20 protein-coding genes and 1 tRNA gene are annotated in these 25595 nt (G+C 49.5%); 18 read left to right on the top strand and 3 right to left on the bottom strand.

Translation table 11 applies throughout. From position 1 onward, the window contains the following. From lgt to Q0E49_RS04845, 12 genes are all read left to right on the top strand, one after another. A partial coding sequence (gene lgt / locus Q0E49_RS04900; protein ID WP_295746821.1) for a prolipoprotein diacylglyceryl transferase occupies positions 1–571 on the top strand: 571 nt, incomplete at its 5' end. Between the two features lies 1 nt (position 572). Beyond that, positions 573–1589 carry an NAD(P)H-dependent glycerol-3-phosphate dehydrogenase gene (locus tag Q0E49_RS04895; RefSeq protein ID WP_295746820.1) on the top strand — a complete coding sequence of 339 codons (1017 nt, stop codon included), beginning with the start codon at positions 573–575 and terminating at the stop codon, positions 1587–1589. A 55-nt stretch (positions 1590–1644) separates the two neighbouring features. Beyond that, positions 1645–2556, top strand: a complete 912-nt coding sequence (galU, locus tag Q0E49_RS04890; RefSeq protein ID WP_102280990.1) for a UTP--glucose-1-phosphate uridylyltransferase GalU — start codon at positions 1645–1647, stop codon at positions 2554–2556. Between the two features lie 171 nt (positions 2557–2727). Further along, positions 2728–3678: a thioredoxin-disulfide reductase gene (gene trxB, locus Q0E49_RS04885; protein WP_295746819.1), complete on the top strand. Its 951-nt coding sequence runs from the start codon at positions 2728–2730 to the stop codon at positions 3676–3678. Continuing rightward, a complete protein-coding gene (locus Q0E49_RS04880; protein ID WP_295746818.1) occupies positions 3671–4477 on the top strand; it encodes an HAD family hydrolase in 807 nt (268 codons plus the stop codon). The genes trxB and Q0E49_RS04880 overlap by 8 nt, the downstream gene beginning before the upstream one ends. A gap of 70 nt (positions 4478–4547) precedes the next feature. Continuing rightward, positions 4548–6275, top strand: coding sequence for a phospho-sugar mutase (locus tag Q0E49_RS04875; RefSeq protein WP_295746817.1), 1728 nt, complete (start codon positions 4548–4550; stop codon positions 6273–6275). A 143-nt stretch (positions 6276–6418) separates the two neighbouring features. Continuing rightward, positions 6419–8452 (top strand): excinuclease ABC subunit UvrB, encoded by a 2034-nt coding sequence (gene uvrB, locus Q0E49_RS04870; protein WP_295746816.1) that lies wholly within the window; start codon positions 6419–6421, stop codon positions 8450–8452. Next, positions 8452–11316, top strand: coding sequence for an excinuclease ABC subunit UvrA (uvrA, locus tag Q0E49_RS04865; protein ID WP_295746815.1), 2865 nt, complete (start codon positions 8452–8454; stop codon positions 11314–11316). Before uvrB ends, uvrA begins: the two co-directional genes overlap by 1 nt. Positions 11317–11462: 146 nt before the next feature. Continuing rightward, positions 11463–12332: an RNase adapter RapZ gene (gene rapZ, locus Q0E49_RS04860; RefSeq protein WP_295746814.1), complete on the top strand. Its 870-nt coding sequence runs from the start codon at positions 11463–11465 to the stop codon at positions 12330–12332. Between the two features lie 12 nt (positions 12333–12344). Continuing rightward, positions 12345–13328, top strand: a complete 984-nt coding sequence (locus Q0E49_RS04855) for a YvcK family protein (protein ID WP_295746813.1) — start codon at positions 12345–12347, stop codon at positions 13326–13328. A 15-nt stretch (positions 13329–13343) separates the two neighbouring features. Beyond that, entirely contained in the window at positions 13344–14282 is a 939-nt protein-coding gene (gene whiA, locus Q0E49_RS04850; protein WP_295746812.1) for a DNA-binding protein WhiA, read from the top strand. 158 nt (positions 14283–14440) lie between these two features. Then, positions 14441–17338 (top strand): LTA synthase family protein, encoded by a 2898-nt coding sequence (locus Q0E49_RS04845; RefSeq protein WP_295746811.1) that lies wholly within the window; start codon positions 14441–14443, stop codon positions 17336–17338. Between the two features lie 48 nt (positions 17339–17386). Here the strand turns inward: Q0E49_RS04845 and Q0E49_RS04840 are convergent, their stop codons facing one another. Beyond that, positions 17387–17977, bottom strand: a complete 591-nt coding sequence (locus Q0E49_RS04840; RefSeq protein WP_295746822.1) for an ATP-dependent Clp protease proteolytic subunit — start codon at positions 17975–17977, stop codon at positions 17387–17389. 94 nt (positions 17978–18071) lie between these two features. Continuing rightward, on the bottom strand, positions 18072–18203 hold the full coding sequence (locus Q0E49_RS04835; RefSeq protein ID WP_295746810.1) for a hypothetical protein: 132 nt from the start codon (positions 18201–18203) through the stop codon (positions 18072–18074). Between the two features lie 285 nt (positions 18204–18488). Between Q0E49_RS04835 and Q0E49_RS04830 the strand changes: the two genes are divergently transcribed. Next, the gene (locus Q0E49_RS04830; protein WP_268874823.1) at positions 18489–18620 is read left to right on the top strand and encodes a hypothetical protein; all 132 of its coding nucleotides are present in this window, start codon (positions 18489–18491) and stop codon (positions 18618–18620) included. 391 nt (positions 18621–19011) lie between these two features. Here Q0E49_RS04830 and Q0E49_RS04825 read toward each other — a convergent pair. Next, positions 19012–19083, bottom strand: a tRNA-Arg gene (locus tag Q0E49_RS04825). Between the two features lie 263 nt (positions 19084–19346). On the opposite strand from Q0E49_RS04825, the gene gap reads away from it, so the two are divergent. From gap to Q0E49_RS04800, 5 genes are all read left to right on the top strand, one after another. After that, complete coding sequence (gene gap / locus Q0E49_RS04820; RefSeq protein WP_102281008.1) at positions 19347–20360, top strand: type I glyceraldehyde-3-phosphate dehydrogenase; 1014 nt, start codon at positions 19347–19349, stop codon at positions 20358–20360. Between the two features lie 91 nt (positions 20361–20451). Continuing rightward, entirely contained in the window at positions 20452–21657 is a 1206-nt protein-coding gene (locus tag Q0E49_RS04815) for a phosphoglycerate kinase (RefSeq protein ID WP_295746809.1), read from the top strand. 82 nt (positions 21658–21739) lie between these two features. Then, a complete protein-coding gene (gene tpiA / locus Q0E49_RS04810; protein WP_295746808.1) occupies positions 21740–22492 on the top strand; it encodes a triose-phosphate isomerase in 753 nt (250 codons plus the stop codon). A gap of 83 nt (positions 22493–22575) precedes the next feature. Then, positions 22576–23901 (top strand): phosphopyruvate hydratase, encoded by a 1326-nt coding sequence (gene eno, locus Q0E49_RS04805; RefSeq protein ID WP_102281013.1) that lies wholly within the window; start codon positions 22576–22578, stop codon positions 23899–23901. 213 nt (positions 23902–24114) lie between these two features. Then, the gene (locus Q0E49_RS04800) at positions 24115–25491 is read left to right on the top strand and encodes an NAD-dependent succinate-semialdehyde dehydrogenase (protein ID WP_295746807.1); all 1377 of its coding nucleotides are present in this window, start codon (positions 24115–24117) and stop codon (positions 25489–25491) included. The last annotated feature ends 104 nt before the right edge of the window (positions 25492–25595 follow it).

Raw genomic sequence — 25595 nt, 5'->3', positions numbered from 1 at the left:
CTGGGACGGTGGAATTGCTATTTATGGGGGCATCATTGGCGGTGCGGTCGTGCTATACTTCTATTGTCGGTACCACCACCTTCGTGTGTGGACGGTGCTGGACATCGTGGCGCCAACTGTTTTACTGGGCCAGGGGCTCGGTCGCTGGGGTAACTTTATTAACCAGGAAGCCTTTGGCAAAGTAACAACGAAAGCGGCACTTCAGGCAGCCCACCTCCCGCAATGGCTAATTCAGCAGATGGCGGTTGGTGGTGCTTACCGGACACCGACGTTTTTATATGAATCATTATGGGACTTGGCTGGCTTTGCGTTGATTATGTTGTTGCGTCACCGCGTTCACCTTTTTAAGCGGGGCGAAATCGCGCTGACTTACGTAATCTGGTATGGCTGTGGTCGCTTTGTGATTGAGGGAATGCGGACAGATAGCCTGATGATCGGGTCCACTGTGCGGGTCTCTCAACTACTATCGTTGGTTTTCGTCATGGCAGCCATCATTGTATTGGTGGTTCGCCGGCGTCGCGGCGGGTTGGCGTGGTATAATTCGCCAACGGTGCGAAAGGAGAAAGATTAAGATGGCAGAAAAAGTTGCAGTCCTCGGGGCTGGATCCTGGGGAAGTATTTTAGCGAACTTGCTTGTTGGTAACGAGAAGAACGTTTGGCTCTGGTCACGTGATGATGAACAAGTTGAAACCTTCAACCGCTGGCACGTGAACCCCCGCTATATGGAAGACTTTAAGTATTCGAAGGACCTTCACGTGACGATTGACATGAAGGAAGCGGTTCGCGATGCTGATTACGTGTTGATTGTCATCCCAACGAAGGGGATTCGCGAAGTGTCCACGAAGTTAAGCAAGCTGCTGGCTGAGTTGGACATGAAGCCGTTGATTATCCACGCTACCAAGGGCCTGGAACAAAGTACTTACAAGCGTCCGTCACAAATCATTGAAGAATGCATTCCGTCAGCACATCGTGAGGACGTGGTGGTCTTGTCTGGGCCAAGCCATGCTGAAGACGTTGCAATTCAGGATATGACAGCGGTCACTGCTGCTTCTGTTAATCTGACAAGTGCCGCGAAGGTGCAAAAGCTGTTTAGCAATTCCTACTTCCGGGTTTACACCAACGACGACGTGATTGGCGCTGAGTTTGGGGCAGCGCTGAAAAATATCATCGCCATTGGTGCTGGAGCACTCGCCGGCCTGGGCTACAAGGATAATGCCCGGGCAGCCTTGATTACCCGTGGGTTGGCAGAAATTCGCCGCTTGGGGGTTGCTTTTGGCGCTAATCCGTTTACCTTCATCGGCTTGTCGGGAGTCGGCGACCTGGTTGTCACCACAACTAGTAAGAATTCCCGGAACTGGCGGGCTGGTTACCAGCTTGGCCAGGGACAAAAACTGGGTGACGTCATTTCTCATATGGGAATGGTGATTGAAGGCGTGTATACCACTAAGGCCGCGCATGAACTGGCCGAAAAGCGGCAGGTCAAAATGCCGATTACTGACGCCTTGTACCGCGTTTTATATGAAGATGAGGACATTGAAAAGGCTATCGATGAACTGATGGGCCGGCAAGTCACGACAGAATTGGAGTAATGTGGTATAATTTGCCTGTCTGTTTGTATTTTTTAATTGAAAGGAATTTTGAGTAATGAAAAAAGTACGGAAGGCCATTATTCCGGCCGCTGGGTTAGGGACTCGTTTCCTGCCAGCCACTAAGGCACTGGCCAAGGAAATGTTGCCGATCGTTGATAAACCAACTATTCAGTTTATCGTCGAAGAAGCCCGCAAGTCGGGGATTGAAGACATTGTCGTCGTCGATGGGAAAAACAAGCGTTCAATCGAAGACCACTTTGACTCCAACCCGGAACTGGAAGACAACCTGAAGGCGAAGCACAAGGACGAAATGCTGAAGTTGGTTCAAGAAACCACTGATATCAACATTTACTTCATCCGGCAGTCACACCCACGTGGCCTCGGCGACGCAGTTTTGACTGCGCGTGACTTCATCGGGGATGAACCGTTCGTGGTCATGCTCGGCGACGACCTGAACAACATCGACGGGACTGGCTCGCCACTGACGAAAGAACTAATCGATAGTTATCATGAAACTGGTGCCTCCACGTTAGCTGTAATGCGGGTGCCACATGAAGATACCGCTAAGTACGGGGTAATTAACCCGAGTGCTGAAGTGAAGCCAGGCCTGTTCAACGTGACGAGTTTTGTTGAAAAGCCTGATCCGGCTGATGCGCCAAGTGACTTGGCCATTATTGGCCGATACATCTTCACTCCGGAGATTTTTGATGTGCTGGCCCACACTAAGCCAGGTAAGGGGAATGAAGTTCAGCTGACCGACGCCATTGATACGCTGAATAAGACCCAGCGGGTCTTTGCCCACGAATTTAAGGGCAAGCGTTACGATGTTGGTAACAAGTTTGGCTGGATCCAGACGAATATCGAATACGGGTTGAACCATCCGCAGGTAAAGGACGATCTGCGTCAATACCTGAAGGATATGGGTGCAAAGTTAACTGCTGAAGACAAAAAGAAGGGCAACAAGTAGTCTGGTTGCTCATGACAAATAATGCTGGGAGCTCCCAGCATTTTTTGTTCTGTGCAGGGGGAAGTTTGCGCCTTGAGAGTGACACTTACTAAAGGTAAGCTACCTGCTAGACTTTTCGCCAGCGGCCCGGTATGATGAGGTTAACAGCACAAACCACGAGGAGGTTTTACAATGACTGAAGAAAAAAAGACAGACTACGACGTAATTGTGATTGGTGCAGGTCCGGGCGGTATGACGGCGGCACTTTACGCTTCACGGGCCAACCTGTCAGTACTGATGCTTGACCGCGGTATTTATGGGGGAAACCTCAACAATACTGCTACCATTGAAAACTACACCGGGTTTAAGTCGGTGAAGGGGCCCGAATTAGCTGAAAAAATGTATCAGGGAGCGACCCAGTTTGGTGCCCAGTATGCCTACGGAACGGTGGAGGAACTGACTGTTGATGGAGACTGGAAAGTATTAACGACCGATATGGGAGATACTTTCCGTGCCCGGGCAGTAGTGATTGCCACCGGCTCGAGTCAGCGCCACCTTGGTGTTCCCGGCGAAGAAGAATATGGTGGCCGGGGTGTTTCTTATTGTGCCGTCTGTGATGGTGCCTTTTTCCGCGACCAGCACGTGGTCGTGGTTGGTGGTGGAGACTCCGCGGTTGAAGAAGGAACTTACCTCGCGGGGTTGGCCGGCAAGGTCAGCATTTTGGTTCGCAAAGACCATTTGCGGGCGCAACCGCTCCTCCAAGAACAAGCGAAGCAACATGATAACATTGAATTTCTCTTTAATACCAGCGTGACCGCCATTATTGGTGACGACAAGAAGGTTCAGGCGGTCACAACAGTCAATAATCAGACCCAGGAAAAGGGCCAGCTGAAAACAGATGGTGTCTTTATTTACGTTGGGAGTGTTCCAATGACTGAACCATTTGCCCAGTTGGGGATTTTGGATGAGCGTGGCTGGGTGAAGACAGACTCACTGATGAGAACTAAACAACCGGGAATCTTTGCGATTGGTGACGTTCGCGAAACGCCACTTCGGCAGGTCGCCACGGCTGTTGGTGATGGGGCCATTGCTGGTCAACAGGTATATCACTATCTTCAAGAGAAAGCAGTCGTCAATGATTAGGTGGATTTTTTCTGATATCGACGGGACGATTTTGCCTTATTATCGGCCCTTTTCTGGGAGGACCGTTACCACCTTATCTCATTGTCCCGTTCCGCTCTCCCTCGTGTCAGGGCGGATGCCGGTTCAAATGCGGCCGATGATCGACCAATTGAGATTAGACGGTATTCACTGCGCCAACAACGGGGCGGTCATTTTCGAAATGACAAAGGGGAAAATCAAGGTATTAAAAACCTTTCCAATTAAGGTACCGACAGTCTTAAAAGTAATGACGGAACTGACCACTGATTTTCCCCGCCTGCATTATTGCTGGTACGAGTTAAACCATTGGTATGTTAACGGAATGGACCCCGATATCGAAGAAGAGGCCGAATATACTGGCATTCCCCCCTTGCTCAAGCAGCGGTCATCCATTAGCGATGAGGTGCTCGCCATGCTGGTAATTGTCCCGGATGCTACTCAATTCACACGGGTCTCAACGGCCCTTCGTCGGCTCGCGTTGCCTGATATTCGCTTCTATGCGACCGGCGGCGGGTATCTGGAGATTACCAGTAGTGCAGCTGGGAAGGCTGCTGTTGTTAACTACGTCCGGCAACGATATTCATTGTCGAAGAGCGAATTAGCGGCCTTTGGTGATGGTGGCAATGATTTAGCGATGCTCAACGCCGTCGGGTGGCCGCTAGCTGTTGACAACGCTGCTGAAGAGGTGAAGGCAGTTGCCAGGCGGATTGTCCCCTCAGCAGAAAATGATGGTGTTGCCCAGCAAATAGAACGGTGGGCCGCCACTGGTCAACTTGGCTAGGGGTGTCGCTTGAACTGGGCGTTTGCGGTATAATTAACGAGATGATTGAATAAACGAAGGAGATGGCGTTTTGAGCTGGAAAGAAACTTACCAGAGCTGGGTTGACCAACCTCGCCTGGCGGCTGATTTGAAAGCCGAATTGTCTGCGATGAAGGGAAACGATGAGGAAATCGAGGATGCCTTCTATGCTCCGATGTCTTTTGGTACCGCCGGTATGCGGGGAATCATGGGGCCGGGGATTAACCGGATGAACATTTACACCGTCCGGCAGGCCACCGCTGGCTTGGCTTCCTTGATGGATTCACTGGGTGACGAGACTAAGCAGCGTGGTGTGGCTATCAGTTTTGATTCTCGTCACCATTCTCGTAAGTTTGCTCACGATGCTGCCAGGGTGCTCGGTGCTCACGACATCAAGGTTTACATCTACGATAACGTTCGCCCAACACCAGAACTATCATTTGCCGTTCGTTATCACCATTGCTATGCGGGCATTATGATTACGGCTAGCCACAACCCGAAGGAATACAACGGATACAAGATTTATGGCGAAGATGGTGGTCAAATGCCGCCAAAAGAGTCGGACATGATGACTGGCTACATCCGCGAAATTGATGACCTGTTCAACATTCCGTTGGCTGACGAACAGGACATGAAAAATCGTGGCTTAGAAGTGGAAATGGGTGAGGACGTTGACCACGCTTACCTGGAACATGCTAAGGACGTTACGGTTAATAAGGACCTGGCACACCAGTTTGGTAAGGATATGAAGTTTGTTTTCTCACCGCTGTGCGGGACTGGGAGGATGCTCGGTGAACGTGCGCTTCGCCAAGCAGGTTTTACTAACTTTGTCATTGAGCCAACAGAGGCCCAGCCAAACGGCGACTTTCCAGGATTAGTCCACCCGAACCCGGAATTTCCCGAAGCATTTGTGCGTTCGATTGCCCTGGGAAAAAAGGTGGGAGCTGATGTACTGATTGCCACTGACCCGGATGCCGACCGGCTTGGTTGTGCGGTCCGTCATCCAGATGGCGAATACCAGCTGCTGACTGGTAACCAGATTGCAGCCATCATGCTGCACTACCTGTTGGAAGCTCACAAGCAGGCGGGAACTTTGCCGGCTAACGCTGTTGCGGTTAAGTCAATTGTTTCATCCACTTTGCCAAGCAAGATTGCTGAATCGTACGGTGTGGGGATGATTAATGTCCTGACGGGCTTTAAGTGGATTGCTGATCAGATCCACCAGTATGAAACTGGCAAGGCTGACCATACCTTCATGTTTGGCTTTGAAGAAAGCTATGGCTACCTGATCAAGCCGTTTGTTCGTGATAAGGATGCGATTCAGTCACTGACGCTCTTGGCGGAAATTGCTGCTTACTACCGCAGTCGTCAGATGACGATGTATGATGGTGTTCAGGAACTGTTTAAGAAATACGGTTACTTCCGTGAAAAGACCGTTGCGAAGATGTACCCAGGTGTCGACGGTCCACAGAAGATGAGCGCAATGATGAAGAAGTTCCGCGACGAAGGCATTGCTGACTTTGCTGGTCACCAGGTAGTAACAACTGAAGACTTCAGCAACGACACCACCACAACGGCCGGTAAGACAACTAAGATGGGGATGCCAACGTCAAATGTCCTGAAGTACATTTTGGATGATGACACGTGGGTCGCTATCCGGCCATCAGGAACTGAACCGAAGCTGAAGTTCTATGTGGGGACGGCGGCAACAACGCTGGATGAAGCCAACCGAAAGCTTGGTCAGTTTGAAAAGGCGATTGAAGAATTAACGAAGGAATAAGCTTGAAGGATGTGGGAAACCGCATCCTTTTTGTTCTGCATATTTTTCGACGAATATATGTTCGTGTGGTAAAATAATGGGAGATTTTGAAGGGGGATGGCAGCTGCTTTCCCCTTTTTAACACGGAAAAAAGGGAGGATATCATGATTTATCGGCAACCAGACCGAAAGTTTGAATTAGTGTCCGACTACCAACCGACTGGTGACCAGCCTGAAGCAATCCAGCAGCTAACAACTGGTCTGAAAAAGGGTGAAAAAGCTCAAATCCTCGAAGGGGCGACCGGGACGGGCAAGACCTTTACTATTTCTAACGTGATTGCAAAGGTTAATAAACCGACCTTAATCCTCAGCCACAACAAAACCCTGGCCGGACAGCTTTACAGTGAAATGAAGAAGTTCTTCCCCCACAACGCGGTGGAGTACTTTGTGTCCTACTACGATTATTACCAACCAGAAGCCTACGTGCCCAGTTCTGATACCTATATTGAAAAAGACGCCTCAATTAATGACGAGATTGATAAGCTCCGCCACGGGGCAACGAGCTCTCTCCTGGAACGGAACGATGTGATTGTGGTGGCGTCGGTGTCCAGTATTTTCGGGTTGGGTGACCCCCGTGAATACCAGAAGGCGGTTTTATCACTGCACGTTGGGCAAGAGATTGAACGTAATACCCTGCTGAAAGACTTGGTGGAGATTCAATTTGACCGTAACGATATTGACTTTGAACGGGGACGGTTCCGTGTCCATGGCGATGTCGTCGAAGTATTCCCGGCATCGCGTGACGAGAAAGCATTACGGATTGAATTTTTCGGTGACGAGATTGACCGTATTCGGGAGGTTGATGCCTTGACCGGTGAAGTGCTAGATGACTACCAGCACGTGTCCATCTTCCCAGCAACCCACTTTATGACCAACGAAGACGTCATGAACCGGGCACTGCCGCAAATTAAGCAGGAAATGGAAGAACAGGTGGATAAGTTCACCAAGGAAGGCAAGCTGCTCGAAGCAGAACGGATCCAGCAACGGACCACCTTTGACATTGAGATGATGCGGGAAATGGGCTACACCAACGGGATTGAAAACTACTCTCGTTATATGGATGGCCGTCAAGCGGGGGAGCCGCCATTTACTCTCTTGGATTTCTTCCCCAAGGACTTTTTGCTGGTGGTCGATGAGTCCCACCAAACGATGCCCCAGGTGCGGGGGATGTACAACGGTGACCGGGCCCGCAAACAAATGCTGATTAACTACGGTTTTCGTTTGCCGAGCGCCCTGGATAACCGCCCCCTCAAGCTCAAGGAATTTGAACAGCGAGTTAACCAGGTCGTTTACATGTCCGCTACTCCGGGACCATACGAGCTCAACCAGACTGACCACGTTATTCAGCAGGTAATTCGGCCAACCGGGCTCTTGGATCCGACGATTGAAGTACGGCCAGTAATGGGACAGATTGATAACTTGGTTGGTGAAATCCACCAGCGGATTGATCACCATGAACGGGTCTTTGTGACAACGCTGACGAAAAAGATGGCCGAAGACCTGAGTGACTACCTCAAGGACCTGGGAATCAAGTGTAAGTACCTTCACAGCGACATCAAAACCCTGGAGCGGACCCAGATAATTCGCGACTTACGACTGGGAAAGTTTGACGTCCTAGTGGGGATTAACCTGTTGCGGGAAGGACTTGACGTTCCGGAAGTATCCCTGGTGGCCATTTTGGATGCTGATAAGGAAGGCTTTTTACGTAATGAGCGGTCGTTGATCCAAACCATTGGCCGTGCCGCCCGCAATGAACACGGAGCGGTAATTATGTATGCCGATAGTGTGACTGAATCCATGCAAAAGGCGATTGATGAGACTCACCGTCGCCGCCAGATTCAGGAAAAATACAACCATGATCATGGTATTACGCCGAAAACGATTATTAAGCCGATTGCCGCCGCAATTACTGCGGGGACGCCGGCAGAAGACGGTGAAAAGACGGATGCTGAGTTTACCAACAAGGATTTTGCCAAGTTGGACGGGAATGCTCAACAGCAAATGATTGATGATTTGACAGAGCAAATGCGTGATGCTGCTAAACGGCTCGACTTTGAACAGGCGGCGACACTTCGTGATACGGTGCTCGAATTAAAGGGCGCAGTCAAGAAATCATCAGGGAAGCGAGGTAAGAAATAATGGCTAATAACAAGATTATTATCCGGGGGGCGCGTGCCCATAACCTCAAGAACATTAACGTGACGATTCCCAAAGACAAGCTGGTTGTTATTACCGGTTTATCTGGTTCGGGAAAGAGTTCGCTCGCTTTTGATACCCTTTACGCTGAAGGGCAGCGCCGGTACGTCGAAAGTTTGTCAGCCTATGCGCGTCAGTTCTTGGGTCAGATGGATAAGCCTGATGTTGATAGTATTGAAGGGTTATCGCCAGCCATTTCCATTGACCAGAAAACGACTAGCCATAACCCGCGTTCGACTGTCGGGACGGTTACTGAAATTAACGACTTCCTTCGCTTGTTGTGGGCACGAGTCGGGACACCAATCTGTCCAAATGACCACATTCCGATTACCAGCCAGTCACCAGAACAGATGGTTGACAGGATTTTGCAGTTACCGGCAAAAACGCGCTTGCAAATTCTTTCGCCAGTTGTCCGCCATAAAAAGGGCAGCCAAAAGAAAGTCCTGGCGAAAATTAAGCGCGATGGCTTTGTTCGGGTGCAGGTTGATGGTGAGACCTACGATTTGGACGACGTGCCGGACCTGAATAAGAATCAGAATCACGATGTCAACGTGGTGGTGGACCGAATTATCGTCAAGGACGGGATTCGGTCGCGCCTGTTCGACTCGTTTGAAGCAGCGCTGCGCCTGAGTGACGGTTACGCGATTGCTGATGTGATTGGCGGTAAGACAATTCCTTTCTCTGAACACTATGCCTGCCCAGTTTGTGGGTTTACGGTCGGCGAATTGGAGCCACGGCTGTTTTCTTTTAACGCGCCGATGGGGGCCTGCCCCGAATGTGAGGGGCTGGGAATGAAGTTGGCAGTGGACGTCGACCTGGTAGTTCCTGACCGCACTAAGACCCTTAGCGAAGGGGCAATTGTGCCATGGAATCCCATTTCCTCGAAGTACTATCCGTCACTACTGGAACAATTTTGTCAGTCTGCGGCCATTCCAATGGATGTGCCGTTTAATAAGCTGACGAAAAAGCAACAACGGCAAATTCTCTATGGCAATGGTGAGACCGAATTTCACTTCCACTATGAGAACGATTACGGTGGCATTCGGGATGTTGATGTGAAGTTTGAAGGGGTCGTGAACAACGTCAAGCGGCGCTACCACGAGACAAATTCCGACTTTACGCGTGAGCAGATGCGTAAGTACATGACGGAATTGCCGTGTCCAGTTTGCCATGGTTACCGCTTAAACCAACGGGCCTTATGCGTTCAGATTAATGGTCAAAACATTGGTCAAGTCTCAGAGTTGCCAATCAGCAAAGCAATTGAGTTCTTTGACGCTGTGTCCTTGTCTGACCAGGATGAAAAAATTGCCCGGCCAATCTTGAAGGAAATCCTTGACCGGCTGACCTTTATGAAAAATGTCGGGGTGGATTATCTGACGCTGAGCCGGTCGGCCAACACCCTTTCCGGTGGGGAAGCTCAGCGGATCCGGTTGGCCACCCAGATTGGGTCGAACCTTTCGGGGGTGATCTACGTCCTTGACGAGCCATCGATTGGGTTGCATCAGCGTGACAACAACCGTCTAATTTCTTCTCTCAAAAAGATGCGCGATTTAGGCAACACCCTGATCGTGGTTGAACACGACGAGGATACGATGCGAGCAGCTGACTACATTATCGATATCGGCCCTGGCGCGGGTGAGCACGGTGGTCAAGTGATGGCGGCGGGAACACCGATGCAGATCATGCGTAGCCGGAAGTCCTTGACCGGCCAGTACCTGTCAGGGAAGAAGCGGATTCCTGTTCCCCTCACGAGGCGGGCCGGCAATGGCCATCAAATTGTCCTCAAGGGGGCCGCGGCTAACAACCTGAAGGACATTACGGTGAAGTTTCCGCTCGGCAAGTTTATCTGCGTCACTGGGGTCTCGGGGTCTGGCAAGTCCACCCTGGTTAACCTCATCTTGAAACGGTTATTAGCGCAGAAGCTGAACCATAATTCGGCCAAACCAGGGAAATACCAGTCAATCAGTGGCTTGGACTACATTGACAAGATTATTGATATTGACCAGTCACCGATTGGCCGAACGCCGCGGAGCAACCCGGCGACCTATACTGGGGTGTTTGAGGACATCCGCGAACTATTTGCCCAGACTAACGATGCGAAGATTCGGGGTTATAGCAAGGGGCGCTTTAGTTTCAACATTAAGGGCGGTCGTTGTGAGGCCTGCCACGGCGACGGTATTTTGAAGATCGAAATGAACTTCCTGCCGGATGTCTACGTCCCTTGTGAGGTTTGCCATGGGACCCGCTACAATTCTGAAACACTGGAAGTAGAATATAAGGGGAAGAATATCGCCGACGTGTTAAATATGACTGTTAGCGAAGCCCTGAAGTTCTTCAGTGCGATTCCAAAGATCAAGCGGAAGCTGCAAACAATTGAGGATGTTGGTCTCGGTTATGTTCACCTCGGACAACCAGCGACGACGCTTTCGGGTGGCGAAGCTCAGCGAATGAAACTGGCTGCCGAACTGCATAAACAGAGTCACGGGAAGAGTTTTTATATTCTTGATGAACCAACAACTGGTTTGCACATGGATGATATTAAGCGGTTGCTGGGAGTGATCCAGCGACTAGTCGACGCTGGCAACACGGTGTTGGTGATTGAACACGAATTAGACGTGGTCAAGGCTGCTGACTGGTTGATTGACCTTGGACCAGAAGGTGGGGAAGCTGGTGGCCAGGTGGTTGCTACCGGGACACCAGAACAAGTAGCGACAGTGGCTGCTAGCTACACTGGGCACTACCTGCTGCCAATGCTCCAACGTGATCCGGATTGGGCAAAGGCCCATCCCGAGTTGATGAAGGGATAAGTAGGGAACAATTAACAAGAGTCGCGACAGGGGGAACCCCTGGTCGGCGACTTTTTTAATTCTCTACTAGTGACCGGCGAGGCTGGGAGATGTGATGACACGCCCGGTATGTTATACTGTTGAAAGTGATTAAAGGAGGAAGTTCAATGTCTGCCCAAATGGAAGTCTTGATTATTACGGGGATGAGCGGCGCCGGGAAGACGGTGGCCGTCCATAGTGTGGAGGATCTCGGCTATTTCGTCATCGATAACATGATCCCGTCACTTGTTGGTAAATTCATCAACGTGATGGAGGACTCGCACCAGTACAATAAAGTGGCGATGGTAATTGATTCGCGAGCACGGGGCTTTTATGACCAGCTTGATGGAACCATCGCGACTCTGCGGAAGCGTGATGATTTGAACGTCAACGTCATTTTCCTCGATGCAACTGATGAATGCCTGGTCTCACGTTATAAGGAAACCAGGCGCAGCCACCCGTTGTCACCTCAGGGGACGATTCTTCAAGGGATCAGTAAGGAACGCCAGTTGATGAACGGGTTGAAGAGCCGGGCAGACGTGACAATCGATACGACAACCCTTACACCGCACAACCTCAAGGTGCGGATTGCCGATTATTTTGGTGACGGTGCAGGTAGCAACTTTTATATTGAAGTGATGTCGTTTGGTTTTAAATATGGGCTGCCATTGGATGCTGATATCGTAATGGACGTTCGGTTCTTGCCCAACCCGTTTTACCTCCCCGCACTAAAACACCTGACAGGCAATGATGCTGCGGTTCAGGAGTACGTGATGGATAATCCATCGGCCAAGAACTTCTACCGGCACTTCCTCCAACTGCTGAAATCGACTTTACCCGGGTATATTCACGAGGGAAAGAGTAGCCTGACGGTTGCCATTGGTTGTACTGGTGGGCAGCACCGTTCAGTGACCATTGCTAACCGCTTAGCAGCTGACTTGAAGAAGAATGATTATACCGTCAATGTTCACCATCGTGACGTTGACAAAGCACAATAGGAGAACTGCAAAATGTATCACAAACCAAAAATTGTTGTGATTGGCGGGGGAACCGGACTCCCGATTATCTTGCGGGGGTTGCGGGACAAAGATGTTGATATTACGGCGATCGTGACGGTTGCTGATGACGGTGGTTCATCAGGAATTTTACGGAACTACGTCAACGTCGTCCCGCCTGGTGATATCCGCAACGCCTTAGTTGCCCTCTGCGATTTGCCACCGCTAGAGCAACAAATATTTCAGTATCGTTTTGAATCCAAGGACAGCTTTTTAGCGGGCCATGCGATTGGTAACTTAATTATTTCGGCACTTAACGAGATGAAGGGCGATATCTTTTCGGCGGTGCAAGAGTTATCAGCCATGATGAAAATCCATGGTCATATTTTTCCGGTAGCCAACGAACCGTTAACCCTCAATGCTGAGTTTATGGATGGGCAGGTGTTGAGCGGGGAATCAGAGATTACAGCCGCCCATAGCCAAATCAAGCGGGTGTGGGTCAGTGCGACTCACGATGATGGTCACCAGGTAGCAGCCATGCACCAAGTAATTGACGCTATTATGGCGGCTGACCAGATCGTTCTCGGCCCCGGGAGTCTTTTTACCAGTATTTTGCCTAACTTGATGATTCGAAACGTCGGTGAGGCCGTTGCCAAAACTAAGGCGGAAGTGATCTATATCTGCAACATCATGACCCAGAAGGGGGAGACGGACCACTTTACCGATGCTGACCACGTGCGGGTCCTGAATAACCACCTTGGTTGCCATTTTATTGATACTGTCCTGGTTAACATTCAGCCGGTCCCAGAAGACTACATTAATTTTCAACAGTGGAACGAGATTTCTCAACCGGTGAGACACGACTTTGCCGGCCTTCGCGAACAAGGCTGTCGGGTGATCTCTGCTAACTTTGTTCGCCTGCGCAATAATGGTGCTTTCCACGACCAGCGTTCGGTAGTTGCGGAACTGATGAACCGGCTACACGACGTTCACGATTGAAAGGGGGCGGAGTTAATGTCCTACGCCAGTGAAGTTAAAAAAGAATTGACGGGGCTGGAAGTTCACCGTGGTAACGCGAAGGCCGAGCTAATGGCGCTGATCCGGATGAACGGTTCGGTCGGTCTAGCTAACCACCAGTTGGTGCTGAACGTTGCCACCGAAAGCCCGGCCATTGCTCGCCGCATTTACACACTCATTAAGGATTTTTACCAAATTGAAAGTGACATCCTGGTTCGGCGAAAGATGAAGCTGAAGAAGAATAACACCTACGTTGTCCGCCTGCGATATCATGCGCGGGAGTTGTTAACCGATTTGGGAATCATTGATGGTCTGTCAATTCGCGAAGACGTACCGCTGGAACTGCTCAAAAACGACTTGATGATTCGGTCTTATCTTCGGGGAGCGTTTTTAGCGGGGGGCTCTGTCAATAACCCGGAAACTTCCCGTTACCATCTTGAGATTTATTCGCTGTACGAGGAACACAACGAAACAATCGCGAAGCTGATTAACCGTTACCACCTTAACGCTCGCACCACTAGCCGGCGGAGTGGCTACATTGTCTACCTGAAGGAAGCAGAAAAAATTGCGAACTTTTTGCAATTAATCGGGGCCACTGCAGCAATGCTAAAGTTCGAAAATATCCGGATCGTGCGGGATATGCGGAATTCGGTCAACCGCCTGGTTAACTGTGAAAATGCCAATATGGATAAGGTTGCTAACGCTTCTAACCGTCAGATTGAAAATATCCGTTTTATTGACGAACGAGTTGGTCTCAACCAACTCCCACCAAAGTTGCAAATGATTGCTAAAACGCGACTGGCTCACCAGGAGGTCAGCTTGAAGGAATTAGGCGAATTGGTCCCTGATGGGCCAATTTCTAAGTCGGGGGTTAACCACCGCTTACGAAAGATTAACCAGTACGCTGATCAGCTGCGGGCAACCGCAAGCAAATAAAGATGCCCGGTATTCTTGCTAAAGGAATACCGGGTTTTATTAGCAATTTTTTGACTTGCATGAACGGGCGACAATTGTTTATGATTGATCATTGTCAAAACGCAGCGAAACGCTGATAATAAGACGAGATATTAACAATTACAAAAAGGAAGGATTTCATGAGAGAAGAGAAGGGGCAAAGCAGGCTTAACGGTTCAACCATGGTGGCACTCCTATTGATACTGCTGGGGATTGTGCTAACGGCGGGGCAAACCCTCACCAACAGCACCGGGACACCACTGTTTGTCGTAATGTGGCTTCTGAAGACCTTGGCGGTGGCCTTAACCGTGACGGCACCAGTGCTCCTGGGAGCACAGAGCCAGAGTAGTGACCACACCACCATTTTGGGTGGGGTAATGGTTGCCATCGGGGCAGTCTTTTCAGTTATTGACCGTTTCTGCCCCCAACCACCGACGGACCCGCGGGAACTTTACTTGATGGCAAACGTTTTTGCTTTCTGGTTAATGATGGCCGCGTTAGTGGTAATGGCCCCGCGACTAAAGAATGTTTTGGCTAGTTTGCCGTTGCAATTTCGGCGGCGGGTGGCCATTGCTGTGGGCCTGCTCTTCTTTATTACCAACCTGGTATGGCACCGTGATTTCTTTGGATTTCGGACGGGAAATACCATTACCTGGTTGCTCTTCTTATTCCTAGTCGGGGATGTCCTGCAAAGCGATCACTCATGGCGTCACTTTTCCAACTGGCAGTTTGCCTGGGCAACGCTTGGCTCGTGGCTCCTTGCGGGATTAGAAATGTGGCATCGGACCAATATTGTTCAATATAGTCCTCACGATGGTCTTGCCAGCTCTAACCACTACCTGGTGGGTCTAAGTAGCACGCAGTCATTTATGCTGGTGCTGGTAGTGATGCTGGCGGCTTGGTACATTAAAAATCATCAGCAAGCAACTGTGGCGGATGGCGGGATCATCTACTACACCTGGGTCCTGGGGATGATGATTGCAGCCCAGACACTGGCGGCACCATTTTTTCGGACAGGGTGGCCCGCTTGGCTGCTTGACCTGACCGAAGTAGTGATCGTGACGGTAGTGGTTGCGATTGGTGGCCGACTAACGATTTTCTGGTGGCGACGGCATCACCAGCCAGTAGCATTGCTGACCGTTTTGCAACGAGCGGGTCGGTGGGTTGTTCACCACTGGCGTGCATGGCTGGCCATCTTTTCCGCCTGGTTGCTCGTGCTCTTTTCCTACCTTCTTTTATGGGACGGGAGTTTCAACATGCTGTCGTGGATCATGAAGGAGCGGACCGCGCTAGTGTGGCTAAATATTGCCATCTTACTTGCTATCTTTGGCATTCTCATGGCAATCACTAACTGGTATTGGCCCTCACTGTTCATAATGATTATCTTCTCGCTTGGTTGGACGACGGCTTCACAACTGAAAATAGCGAGCCGGGATGAGCCCATCCTGCCGTCCGACCTCTCAATGGTCACTGCCCCCCGTGAACTGCTGGGGATGGTTAACGGTAACATTTTGCTGGTTGCTGGGTTGACGTTGGTGGGATTGATTATTGTTGCTGCCCTCCTGCAGAGGAAGGACCATTATCGCGGACTGACCTGGCAGGGGCGGCTCGGACTGCTGGTTGTTTCGGTGACCTTTCTCGGTTGTTTTAAGGTGGCCAACCATCCGCACAGTCCAGTAAAGTCATACCTGGAAAGTGCCCAGGATGTTCCATATTTCTATAAACAGATTCGGGGGGCCAAAATTAACGGGACCCTCTTGCAATTTGCCAACAACGTCGACGTGACTGTGATGGCGAGACCAGCGGACTATTCAGCGGCAAACATGAAGAAGCTGGCACAAAAATATCAACGCATTGGTGCCAACATTAACCGTGACCGCCGGGGGACCGCTAATCAACAATCGTTAATCTTCATCCTTAGCGAGAGCTTTGCCGATCCACGACGGGTTCCGACTTTAACGGTTCATGGTGGCAACCCACTACCGTTTATTAGCCAGCTGAAGAAACAGACAACTGGCGGACTAATGCTGAGCTCCGGCTATGGTGGGGGCACGGCTAACATGGAATACATGGCGCTGACGGGACTGTCAGAAGCTAATTTTTCAGCGACCTTGCCAACACCGTATTCACAACTGGTTCCTTACCAGCGACGGGCGTGGTCGATTAACCAACTGTTTAATTATTCCCAGGCAGTTCACCCGTTTTCTGGCCAGCTCTACAGTCGCAATAAGGTCTACCCAAAGTTTAAGTTTAACCGGTTCTACTGCTTTGGCAGTCACCCGGCCTTGACTTATACCCGGACCATCGACAATAATCCGCGGGTGGCCGATAGTTCGACTTATCGGCAGACGCTGAAAGTGCTGGCTGATCACCAGGGTGGGCAGTTTATTCAGGTTGCGACGATGCAAAACCACATGCCATACCTGGAAAATTACTACCGTCATCATCGCTTTCGGGTGAGCGGCGCAGCAGCAGACGGAAGCAGCCAGCAAAAAATTGAAACCTATACCCAGGGAATCTCGTATACTGATGAAGCAACAAGAGAATTTCTGACGTCGCTGGATAAGGTCGACAAGCCAGTGACAGTTGTTTGGTATGGGGATCATTTGCCGGGAATCTACGGTCATGTGTCGATGAACCGCTACGGGGTTCAACTGCATGAGACAGACTACTGGATTTATAGTAATAAGGCGGCTGCTGGGCATGGTAAACGATTGTCCCATCGTCAACTGGTGAGTCCCAATGACTTTCCAGCGATGGCGCTGGCGCAGATGGGCGTTAAGGTGTCACCTTATTACGCTTTGCTCACGCGGGTTTATACTCAACTGCCAGCAATGAGCCTGTCGTTAAACGGCACTGACCATAACAATACGGTTCACACTGGCGGAACGTCTTTCGTCAATGCCAAGGGGAAGCAAGTGAGCTTAACTCATCGTCAGCAACAATTACTCCATGATTATCAACTGGTGCAGTATGATTTGACAGCAGGGCACCAGTACCTGTTTAATAACACTTTCCTGAAAAATCCTGCTAAGTAGTAAAAAAAGCCGGTGCTCAACAGCACCGGCTTTTTGATTGTTCAAATGTTACTTAGTTTCATTTTTATCCATCACGGCATCGAGCAGACCATAATCAACTGCTTCTTGAGCGGTGAAGTAGTGGTCACGTTCAGTATCACGTTGGATAGTTGCCAGATCTTGACCGGAATTCTTGGCCAGGATACCGTTAAGCATCTTGCGCGTCTTCAGAATTTCAGTTGCGGCGATTTCAATTTCGGTTTGCTGACCCTGAGCACCACCAGAAGGTTGGTGAATCAAGACTTCAGAGTGTGGCAGACCAAACCGCTTGCCCTTGGTACCAGACGAAGCAAGGACACTAGCCATCGAGGCAGCCATCCCGATAACGATCGTCTGAACATCTGACTTGATGTAGTTCATCGTGTCGTAGATAGCCATCCCGGCAGTAACAACACCACCCGGGGAGTTGATGTACATGTAAATATCCTTACTAGAGTCCTGGGCATCCAGGAACAGCAGCTGGGCAACGATGGAGTTAGCAACGTCATCGTTGATCGGCCCCGAAAGCATGATGATGCGGTCCTTCAACAGACGTGAGTAAATGTCGTAGGCACGTTCACCACGTGAGGACTGTTCAATCACAGTTGGCACTAAGTTCAAAATATGAACCCCCTTTAAATTAGCACTCATTAGCAGTCACTGCTAACTTGATACTAATACTATACTCGATAGGTCAAAAAAGGTCAAATTAAAACTATTTCTGGTTAAGGTCATTAGACAGAAGTTCAATTTCCGTCGCAGCGCACTGCTGGGCTAACTGGTCAGTCACCCGGTTATGTTTGACAGCTACTGCAAGTTTCATCATGGTTTGACTTTCTTCACTCATTTTTATCCTCCAATGGCTGGCTAATTACTTAGTCAGCTTTCTTTCGTTTTGACAATTCTCATGCTACTCCAAATTGGTCTAATTGACAAGCGAGCTTATAAAAAGCTTAAGGAAGGTTGTTATAGTTATTGGTCTAGTCACTAACTTGCAACCGTTTTCGGCGGTGCTGGGCGGGGCTTCACCTTGAAAGCTGGAGAAGCGGTGAAAGAGGTTGCTTTTTAGTGACGACCCCGGTATAATTGAGAACGTTGAATTTTACGTACAAAGTAAAGGAGGCATATCCCAATGCGTAAAGCACATCCACATGGCGTACAAGGCCGGCGTCCAGTTGCTCCACGTTACAAGCGGGCGCTTAAGGAAAAGAAGATCGAAGAAATTCGCAAGTGGGCTAAGGAAAAGCCTGCTGACGAAAAGTAATTGATAATGAGGAACCGGGTTGCCGGTTCCTTTTTCTTTTAACAGCAGTAACTAGGTTGATGATTGTTGGTAGCACTGAAGATAATATATGAAGCCATCCCTGTTTCTTTTGCCGTTTGTCAATTAGTCAATGAGATAGCTAGCAAAGGAAATCAGTTTGGCAGTAAACAGTAAAAAAGCTAGTCAAAGTTAGCTGAACAGCGAAGAGTGCCAGTACGGGGTGATGAACCAAAGCGCGCTGACCAGGAAAGACGATAGCCAGCTTCATGGAGACGAAGGGGGTTAGGAGGGGGAAGTTGTGCGCATTTCCTTGTCCTTTAACAAGCAAAGAAAAATAGCTCAAGCCTTGTTAGACAAGACTTGAGCTATTTTTCACGTAATCCATAAATAATGCGCCCCCAGGGAGTCGAACCCTGATCTCGAGAACCGGAATCTCACGTGCGATCCATTACACTAAGGGCGCGCAACAATCATTATATTATCTTAACTTGCCGATAAAAGCAAGGGGCATTTTGTCAAAGACACAAAAGTTTATAATTGGACCGCTCCATTATTTTAAGTTGGACTTACCGAAGATTTTTGAGTATGATAGAGACGGACAGCGATGTCTGTTAGTGAGGTACAAATTAATCCGTTTTATTTGCAGGATTTTGTTAACACAAAACGGGTGAGAGTGCTAAACTAAGAACGTACATTGATTATTTTCCTAAAGGAGGAACTTGCAGTATGACTGTCAAGATTGGTATTAATGGTTTCGGCCGGATTGGTCGTCTTGCATTTCGTCGGATTCACCAGTTAGGCTCAAAGGATATTGAAGTTGTTGCTATCAACGACTTGACTACTCCTGAAATGCTGGCTTACCTGCTGAAGTATGACTCAACTCATGGTGCTTTCCCTGGCACTGTTGAATCATACGACAAGGGGATTATTGTTGACGGCAAGAAGTACCCGGTATACGCAGAACGCGATGCACGGAACATTCCTTGGGTTAAGAATGATGGTGTTGACTTCGTTCTTGAATGTACTGGTTTCTACACTTCTGCTGAAAAGTCACAAGCACACCTCGACGCTGGCGCAAAGCGTGTTCTGATTTCTGCACCAGCTGGTAACATTCCAACTGTTGTTCCTGGTGTTAACCTGGACACTCTTAAGGCTGACGACAAGATCGTTTCAGCTGGTTCATGCACGACTAGCTGCCTGGCACCAATGGCTTACTTCCTGAACAAGAACTTCGGGATGAAGGTTGGTACCATGACTACTATTCACGCCTTCACTTCTACTCAGGCGATCCTGGATGGCCCTCGCGGCAAGAAGATGCGTAACAACCGTACTGCAAGTGTTAACACCATTCCGCACTCATCAGGTGCTGCTAAGGCAATTGGCCTGGTAATTCCTGAACTGAACGGTAAGCTTTCTGGCCACGCACAACGTGTTGGTGTTGTTGACGGTTCACTGACTGAACTGGTTTCTGTCTTCAACAAGAAGGTCACTGCTGATGAAGTTAACGCAGCAATGAAGAAGGCTACTGAAAACAATCCAGCATTTGGTTACACTGAAGACCCAATCGTTTCTACTGACATTATCGGCTCAACTTACGGTTCTGTTTTCGACCCGTCACAAACTGACATTATGGAAGCCGATGACGGCACTCAACTGGTTAAGACCGTTGCTTGGTATGACAACGAATACGGCTTCACTTGCAACATGATTCGGACGCTGCTCCACTTTGCAACGCTCTAATCAAGTGGATTAGAAAAAGCAAAGTTATAAGCAATAAGGACTGTGAGCGAAACTATGTTTTGTCACAGCCCTTTTTTAGGAGGAATGGGAAATGGCAAAGTTAACTGTTGAAGACTTAGACTTAAAAGGCAAAAAAGTGCTGATGCGGGTCGACTTTAACGTTCCGGTTAAGGACGGTAAGGTTGGCGATGACAACCGGATCGTGGCGGCACTGCCAACGATTGAGTACGTGATTGAACATGATGGCAAGGCAATTCTTTTCTCCCACCTTGGGCGCGTTAAGAAGGAAGAAGACAAGCCAGGACTGTCACTGCGGCCAGTTGCTGAACGACTGTCAAACCTGCTGCAAAAGCCCGTTACATTTGTTCCGGTAACGGAAGGCAAGCAGCTGGAAGATGCAATTGACAACATGAAGGACGGCGAAGTATTGCTTGTTCAAAACACCCGTTATGAGGATGTTAAGGATGGCGAATACGTCAAGCGCGAATCAGGGAATGATCCTGAATTAGGCAAGTACTGGGCTTCTTTGGGTGATGTCTTCATCAACGATGCCTTTGGGACGGCTCACCGTAAGCATGCTTCTAATGTGGGAATTGCTACTAACATGCCGGGCAAGGCTGCTGCTGGTTTCCTGATGGAAAAGGAAATTAAGTTCCTGGGGGATGCTGTTGACAACCCGCAACGCCCATTTGTTGCCATTCTCGGTGGTGCCAAGGTTTCCGACAAGATCGGTGTGATTGACCACCTGCTGGAAAAGGCTGATAAGATTATTATCGGTGGTGGGATGGCCTACACCTTCTTTGCTGCACAGGGCAAGAAGGTTGGTAACTCATTGCTTGAAAAAGATAAGATTGATGTTGCTAAGCAGATTATGGACAAGGCCGGCGACAAGCTGGTTCTGCCAGTTGACAACGTTGTTGCTGATAAGTTTGACAACGACGCCAACACGAAGATTGCTGAAGGTGACATCGAAGACGGCTGGGAAGGCTTGGACATTGGTCCGAAGTCAATCAAGCTGTTTGAAAGTGTCCTGAAGGATGCAAAGACGGTTGTTTGGAACGGCCCAATGGGCGTCTTTGAAATGCCAAACTTTGCCAAGGGAACCCTGGCAATTGGCCGCTTCCTGGGGACTTTGAGTAACGCGACGACCATTGTTGGTGGTGGTGATTCTACTGCCGCTGTTAAGCAACTGGGTGTTGCTGACCAGCTAACCCACATTTCTACTGGTGGTGGGGCTTCACTGACCTACCTCGAAGGGAAGACGCTTCCGGGGATTGCTGCAATCTCAGAAAAGTAACCACTTAAAAGCGTGGTGACGGGCGACCCCGTCATCCGCTTTTCTCTGTTTACGCAACAAGCTTTTAAAGGAGGACCCAAAATTGAAGAGGGTACCGATTATTGCTGGAAATTGGAAGATGAACAAAACGCTGGATAAGGCGGTTGAGTTTGTTAACGCCATTAAGAACCAGCTGCCATCGCCTGACCAATGCCGGGTGATGATTGCGGCGCAGCCATTGTTCTTGGCAGATATGATCAGGGCCGCGGCTGGCAGCCCACTGCAAATCTTTGCTGAAAACTGCTACTGCCATGACTTTGGGGCGTTTACTGGTGAAGTATCGCCATTGTCCCTTGCGGATATGGGCGTCGATGGGACGATCCTCGGACACTCAGAACGGCGAAAAATCTTCCACGAAAGCGATGAGCTGATTAACAAGAAAGTGCTGGCGGCATTACGCAATAATTTGTCGCCGTTGCTCTGCTGTGATGAAACAATGGGACGCAAGGTTGCCGGCAACGAGGTCCACTGGGTGGTTTCGCGGATCCTAACTGACCTGCGTGACGTCCCGCGGAAAGACTTGTCCAAGATCACGATTGCCTATGAACCAAGCTGGGCAATCGGTTCTGGCCAAAGTGCCGACCCGGTTCAAGCAGAAGAAGGTTGTTACCTTATTCGCCAGACCATTGCTGATATGTATGATGATGAGGCGGCCCAGCAGATGAGTGTCCTTTATGGCGGTAGTGTCAACGCCGAAAATGCTAGCAAACTAATGGCATCAGAGGATATCGATGGCTGCCTTATCGGTGGTAACAGCCTAAAGCCTGAAACGTTTATGCAGCTTGTTAACAGTTAAGAAAAGCTTGTTTTAGGCCCCGTAAAATAATACAATTAACATGGAACTGCTTTCCAAATAAGAAAAAGAGGAGAGATTCATCAATGTCACTTATTACAGATATTTACGCACGTGAAGTTCTGGACTCACGTGGGAACCCGACTGTGGAAGCTGAAGTTTACACTGAAGCTGGCGGTTTTGGCCGCGGAATTGTTCCGTCAGGTGCTTCAACGGGTGAACACGAAGCCGTTGAACTCCGTGACGGTGACAAAAACCGTTACGATGGCAAGGGTGTTTTAAAGGCCGTTGCCAACGTTAACAATGTGATTGCCAAGGAAATTGTTGGTTACGACGTTACTGATCAACGTTCAATTGACCAGGCAATGATTGACCTGGATGGTACGCCAAACAAGGGTAAGCTGGGTGCAAACGCTATCCTGGCTGTTTCCATTGCGACTGCCCGTGCTGCTGCCGATGAGCTGCAGGTTCCGCTGTATAACTACATTGGCGGGACTAATGGTCACGTTTTGCCAACACCAATGATGAACGTTATCAACGGTGGTGCTCACTCTGATAACAAGGTTGACTTCCAAGAATTCATGATCTTCCCAATTGGGGCAAAGAACATCCGTGAATCAATCCGGATGGGTTCAGAAACCTTCCACGAACTGAAGCGTGAACTGGAAGCCGCTGGCAAGAATACTGGCCTCGGTGACGAAGGTGGGTTTGCTCCTGACTTTGCCAACAACGAAGAACCATTTGAATTCCTGATGAACGCCATTAAGGGTGCCGGTTATGTTCCGGGCAAGGACATCGCCCTGGGCTTTGATGCCGCTGCTTCTGAACTGTGGGATGATGAAGCTAAGAAGTACAAGCTTCGTTGGTCAACTGGTGAAGAATTTACCACTGATGAATTCATCGACTACATCTCCGGCCTGGTTGAAAAGTACCCAATCATTTCTGTCGAAGACCCAATTGACGAAAACAACTGGGACGACTGGGTAAAGATTACCAATAAGCTGGGCAAGAAGGTTCAACTGGTTGGTGACGACTTCTTCGTTACTAACACTAAGTACCTGGCTAAGGGGATCAAGATGGGCGCAGCTAACTCCATCCTGATTAAGATGAACCAGATTGGGACGGTTACTGAAACCCTTGAGGCCATTGAAATGGCGAAGGAAGCTGGTTACACGGCTGTTGTTTCTCACCGTTCTGGTGAAACTGAGGATACGACGATTGCTGACCTGGTTGTTGGCACTAATGCCGGCCAAATTAAGACTGGTTCAATGAACCGGACTGACCGTCTGGCTAAGTACAACCAGTTAATGCGGATTGAAGACCAACTTGGTTCTTCAGCCGAATTCAAGGGTGTTCACTCGTTCTACAACCTGAGTGAACAAGCTCGTCAGGCAATTCTGGACAAGAACTAGTCTGAAACTGAATCAAGCAGATCAGGTGGGAGACCACCTGGTCTTTTTTATTGCCCTTTGTGAATTTATTATTCAGCCAATTTTTATTTCACAAAGATTGCCGGTGCTGATGACTATCGCGCTTGTTCATGCTATAACAAGGACCCTTGGTGCTTGTGAATTGGCTGCTAGCGGCTTATAATGTTCACAAAGTTATGAAAGGATGATTGTGAAATGGCTTATCAAACTGTTAACCCTTACACCAATGAAGTAGAAAAGACATACACCAATTCAACTGATCAAGAAGTTGAAACGGCACTGGCCAACGCTCACCAGCTTTATCTTCGCTGGCGCAATGGTGCAGAACTTGAACAGCGCAAGCAGGTAATTACTAAACTTGGTGCAATCTTGCGTCAAAACAAGACCAAGTATGCAACAATTATGACGCACGATATGGGCAAGCTTATTGGCGAAGCCGAAGGGGAGGTTGAACTGTGTGCTTCTTTCTGTGACTACTACGTCAAGAAGGCTGACGAATTCCTGGCACCACGGCCGCTGTATACTGAAAGCGGCAGTGCTTACCTCCTGCGCCAGGCTAGCGGGGTATTGATGGCGGTAGAACCGTGGAACTTCCCGTTTTATCAAATTGCCCGGGTCTTTATTCCCAACTTCCTGGTGGGTAATCCGATGATCCTCAAGGATGCATCTAATTGTCCAACATCAGCGCAGGCGTTTGCTGATGCCGTTGCGCAAGCAGGAGCCCCGGCTGGCAGCCTGACTAACCTCTTTATTGACTACGATCAGGTAGGCAAGATTATTGCTGACGTGCGGGTGCAAGGTGTTTGCTTGACGGGCTCTGAACGTGGAGGCCAGGCGGTCGCAACTGAGGCAGCTTCCCACCTCAAGAAGAACACGATGGAATTGGGTGGTAACGATGCCTTCCTTGTTTTGCCGGATGCGGACATCGACAAACTGGCTAAGGTTATCTTCTCGGCTCGGCTGTACAATGCTGGTCAAGTTTGCACGTCATCCAAGCGTTTCATCGTGCCGGATAAACTTTACGACGAGTTTTTAAAGCGGGCACGGGAAGTCTTTAGCAGCGTCAAGATGGGTGACCCGCTTGATCGGTCAACCACTCTCGCCCCAATGAATTCGCGACGAGCAAAGGAAAAGCTGCAAAAGCAAGTCGACACGGCAGTGGCCCATGGGGCGAAGGTCTACTACGGAAACCAGCCAGTGGACGACCAAGAAGGGCAGTTCTTTATGCCAACGATCCTGACTGACATCGACCGCGATAATCCAGTCTTTGATCAAGAAATGTTTGGACCGGTCCTGTCCGTTTACCGCTACCACGACCTTGCTGACGGAATTGCTTTGGCCAATAATTCCAGCTACGGCCTGGGTAGTACGGTCTTTGGTGAAGACGTTGCTCGTGCTCGGCAGGTGGCATCGCAAATTGAAGCAGGGATGACCTGGATTAACTCCGGCTGGGCCTCACTGCCTGAATTACCATTTGGTGGGGTCAAGCACTCCGGTTATGGTCGTGAATTAGCTGACCTGGGCTTTGGTGAGTTTATCAATGAACACCTGGTTTACGAACCACTCCAGTAATCCATCCCAACCTCTCTCAAGCGTTAGCTGTGTCCTCAATGGCAGCTGGCGCTCTTTTTTTGTTGAGTCAGGCGTGCTAGACTAATTGGGACACGATTGGGAGG

The organism is uncultured Limosilactobacillus sp. (assembly GCF_934202235.1).
Classification (GTDB): Bacteria; Bacillota; Bacilli; order Lactobacillales; family Lactobacillaceae; genus Limosilactobacillus.
This window is presented reverse-complemented; position numbering and strand designations above follow the sequence as displayed.

What these genes read in the sequence shown, in the direction of transcription:
- Q0E49_RS04895 (WP_295746820.1), top strand. Translation starts at nt 573, where the DNA reads ATGGCAGAAAAAGTTGCAGTCCTCGGGGCTGGATCCTGGGGAAGTATT.
- galU (WP_102280990.1), top strand. Translation starts at nt 1,645, where the DNA reads ATGAAAAAAGTACGGAAGGCCATTATTCCGGCCGCTGGGTTAGGGACT.
- trxB (WP_295746819.1), top strand. Translation starts at nt 2,728, where the DNA reads ATGACTGAAGAAAAAAAGACAGACTACGACGTAATTGTGATTGGTGCA.
- Q0E49_RS04880 (WP_295746818.1), top strand. Translation starts at nt 3,671, where the DNA reads ATGATTAGGTGGATTTTTTCTGATATCGACGGGACGATTTTGCCTTAT.
- uvrB (WP_295746816.1), top strand. Translation starts at nt 6,419, where the DNA reads ATGATTTATCGGCAACCAGACCGAAAGTTTGAATTAGTGTCCGACTAC.
- uvrA (WP_295746815.1), top strand. Translation starts at nt 8,452, where the DNA reads ATGGCTAATAACAAGATTATTATCCGGGGGGCGCGTGCCCATAACCTC.
- rapZ (WP_295746814.1), top strand. Translation starts at nt 11,463, where the DNA reads ATGTCTGCCCAAATGGAAGTCTTGATTATTACGGGGATGAGCGGCGCC.
- Q0E49_RS04855 (WP_295746813.1), top strand. Translation starts at nt 12,345, where the DNA reads ATGTATCACAAACCAAAAATTGTTGTGATTGGCGGGGGAACCGGACTC.
- whiA (WP_295746812.1), top strand. Translation starts at nt 13,344, where the DNA reads ATGTCCTACGCCAGTGAAGTTAAAAAAGAATTGACGGGGCTGGAAGTT.
- Q0E49_RS04845 (WP_295746811.1), top strand. Translation starts at nt 14,441, where the DNA reads ATGAGAGAAGAGAAGGGGCAAAGCAGGCTTAACGGTTCAACCATGGTG.
- Q0E49_RS04835 (WP_295746810.1), bottom strand. Translation starts at nt 18,203, where the DNA reads ATGAGTGAAGAAAGTCAAACCATGATGAAACTTGCAGTAGCTGTCAAA.
- Q0E49_RS04830 (WP_268874823.1), top strand. Translation starts at nt 18,489, where the DNA reads ATGCGTAAAGCACATCCACATGGCGTACAAGGCCGGCGTCCAGTTGCT.
- gap (WP_102281008.1), top strand. Translation starts at nt 19,347, where the DNA reads ATGACTGTCAAGATTGGTATTAATGGTTTCGGCCGGATTGGTCGTCTT.
- Q0E49_RS04815 (WP_295746809.1), top strand. Translation starts at nt 20,452, where the DNA reads ATGGCAAAGTTAACTGTTGAAGACTTAGACTTAAAAGGCAAAAAAGTG.
- eno (WP_102281013.1), top strand. Translation starts at nt 22,576, where the DNA reads ATGTCACTTATTACAGATATTTACGCACGTGAAGTTCTGGACTCACGT.
- Q0E49_RS04800 (WP_295746807.1), top strand. Translation starts at nt 24,115, where the DNA reads ATGGCTTATCAAACTGTTAACCCTTACACCAATGAAGTAGAAAAGACA.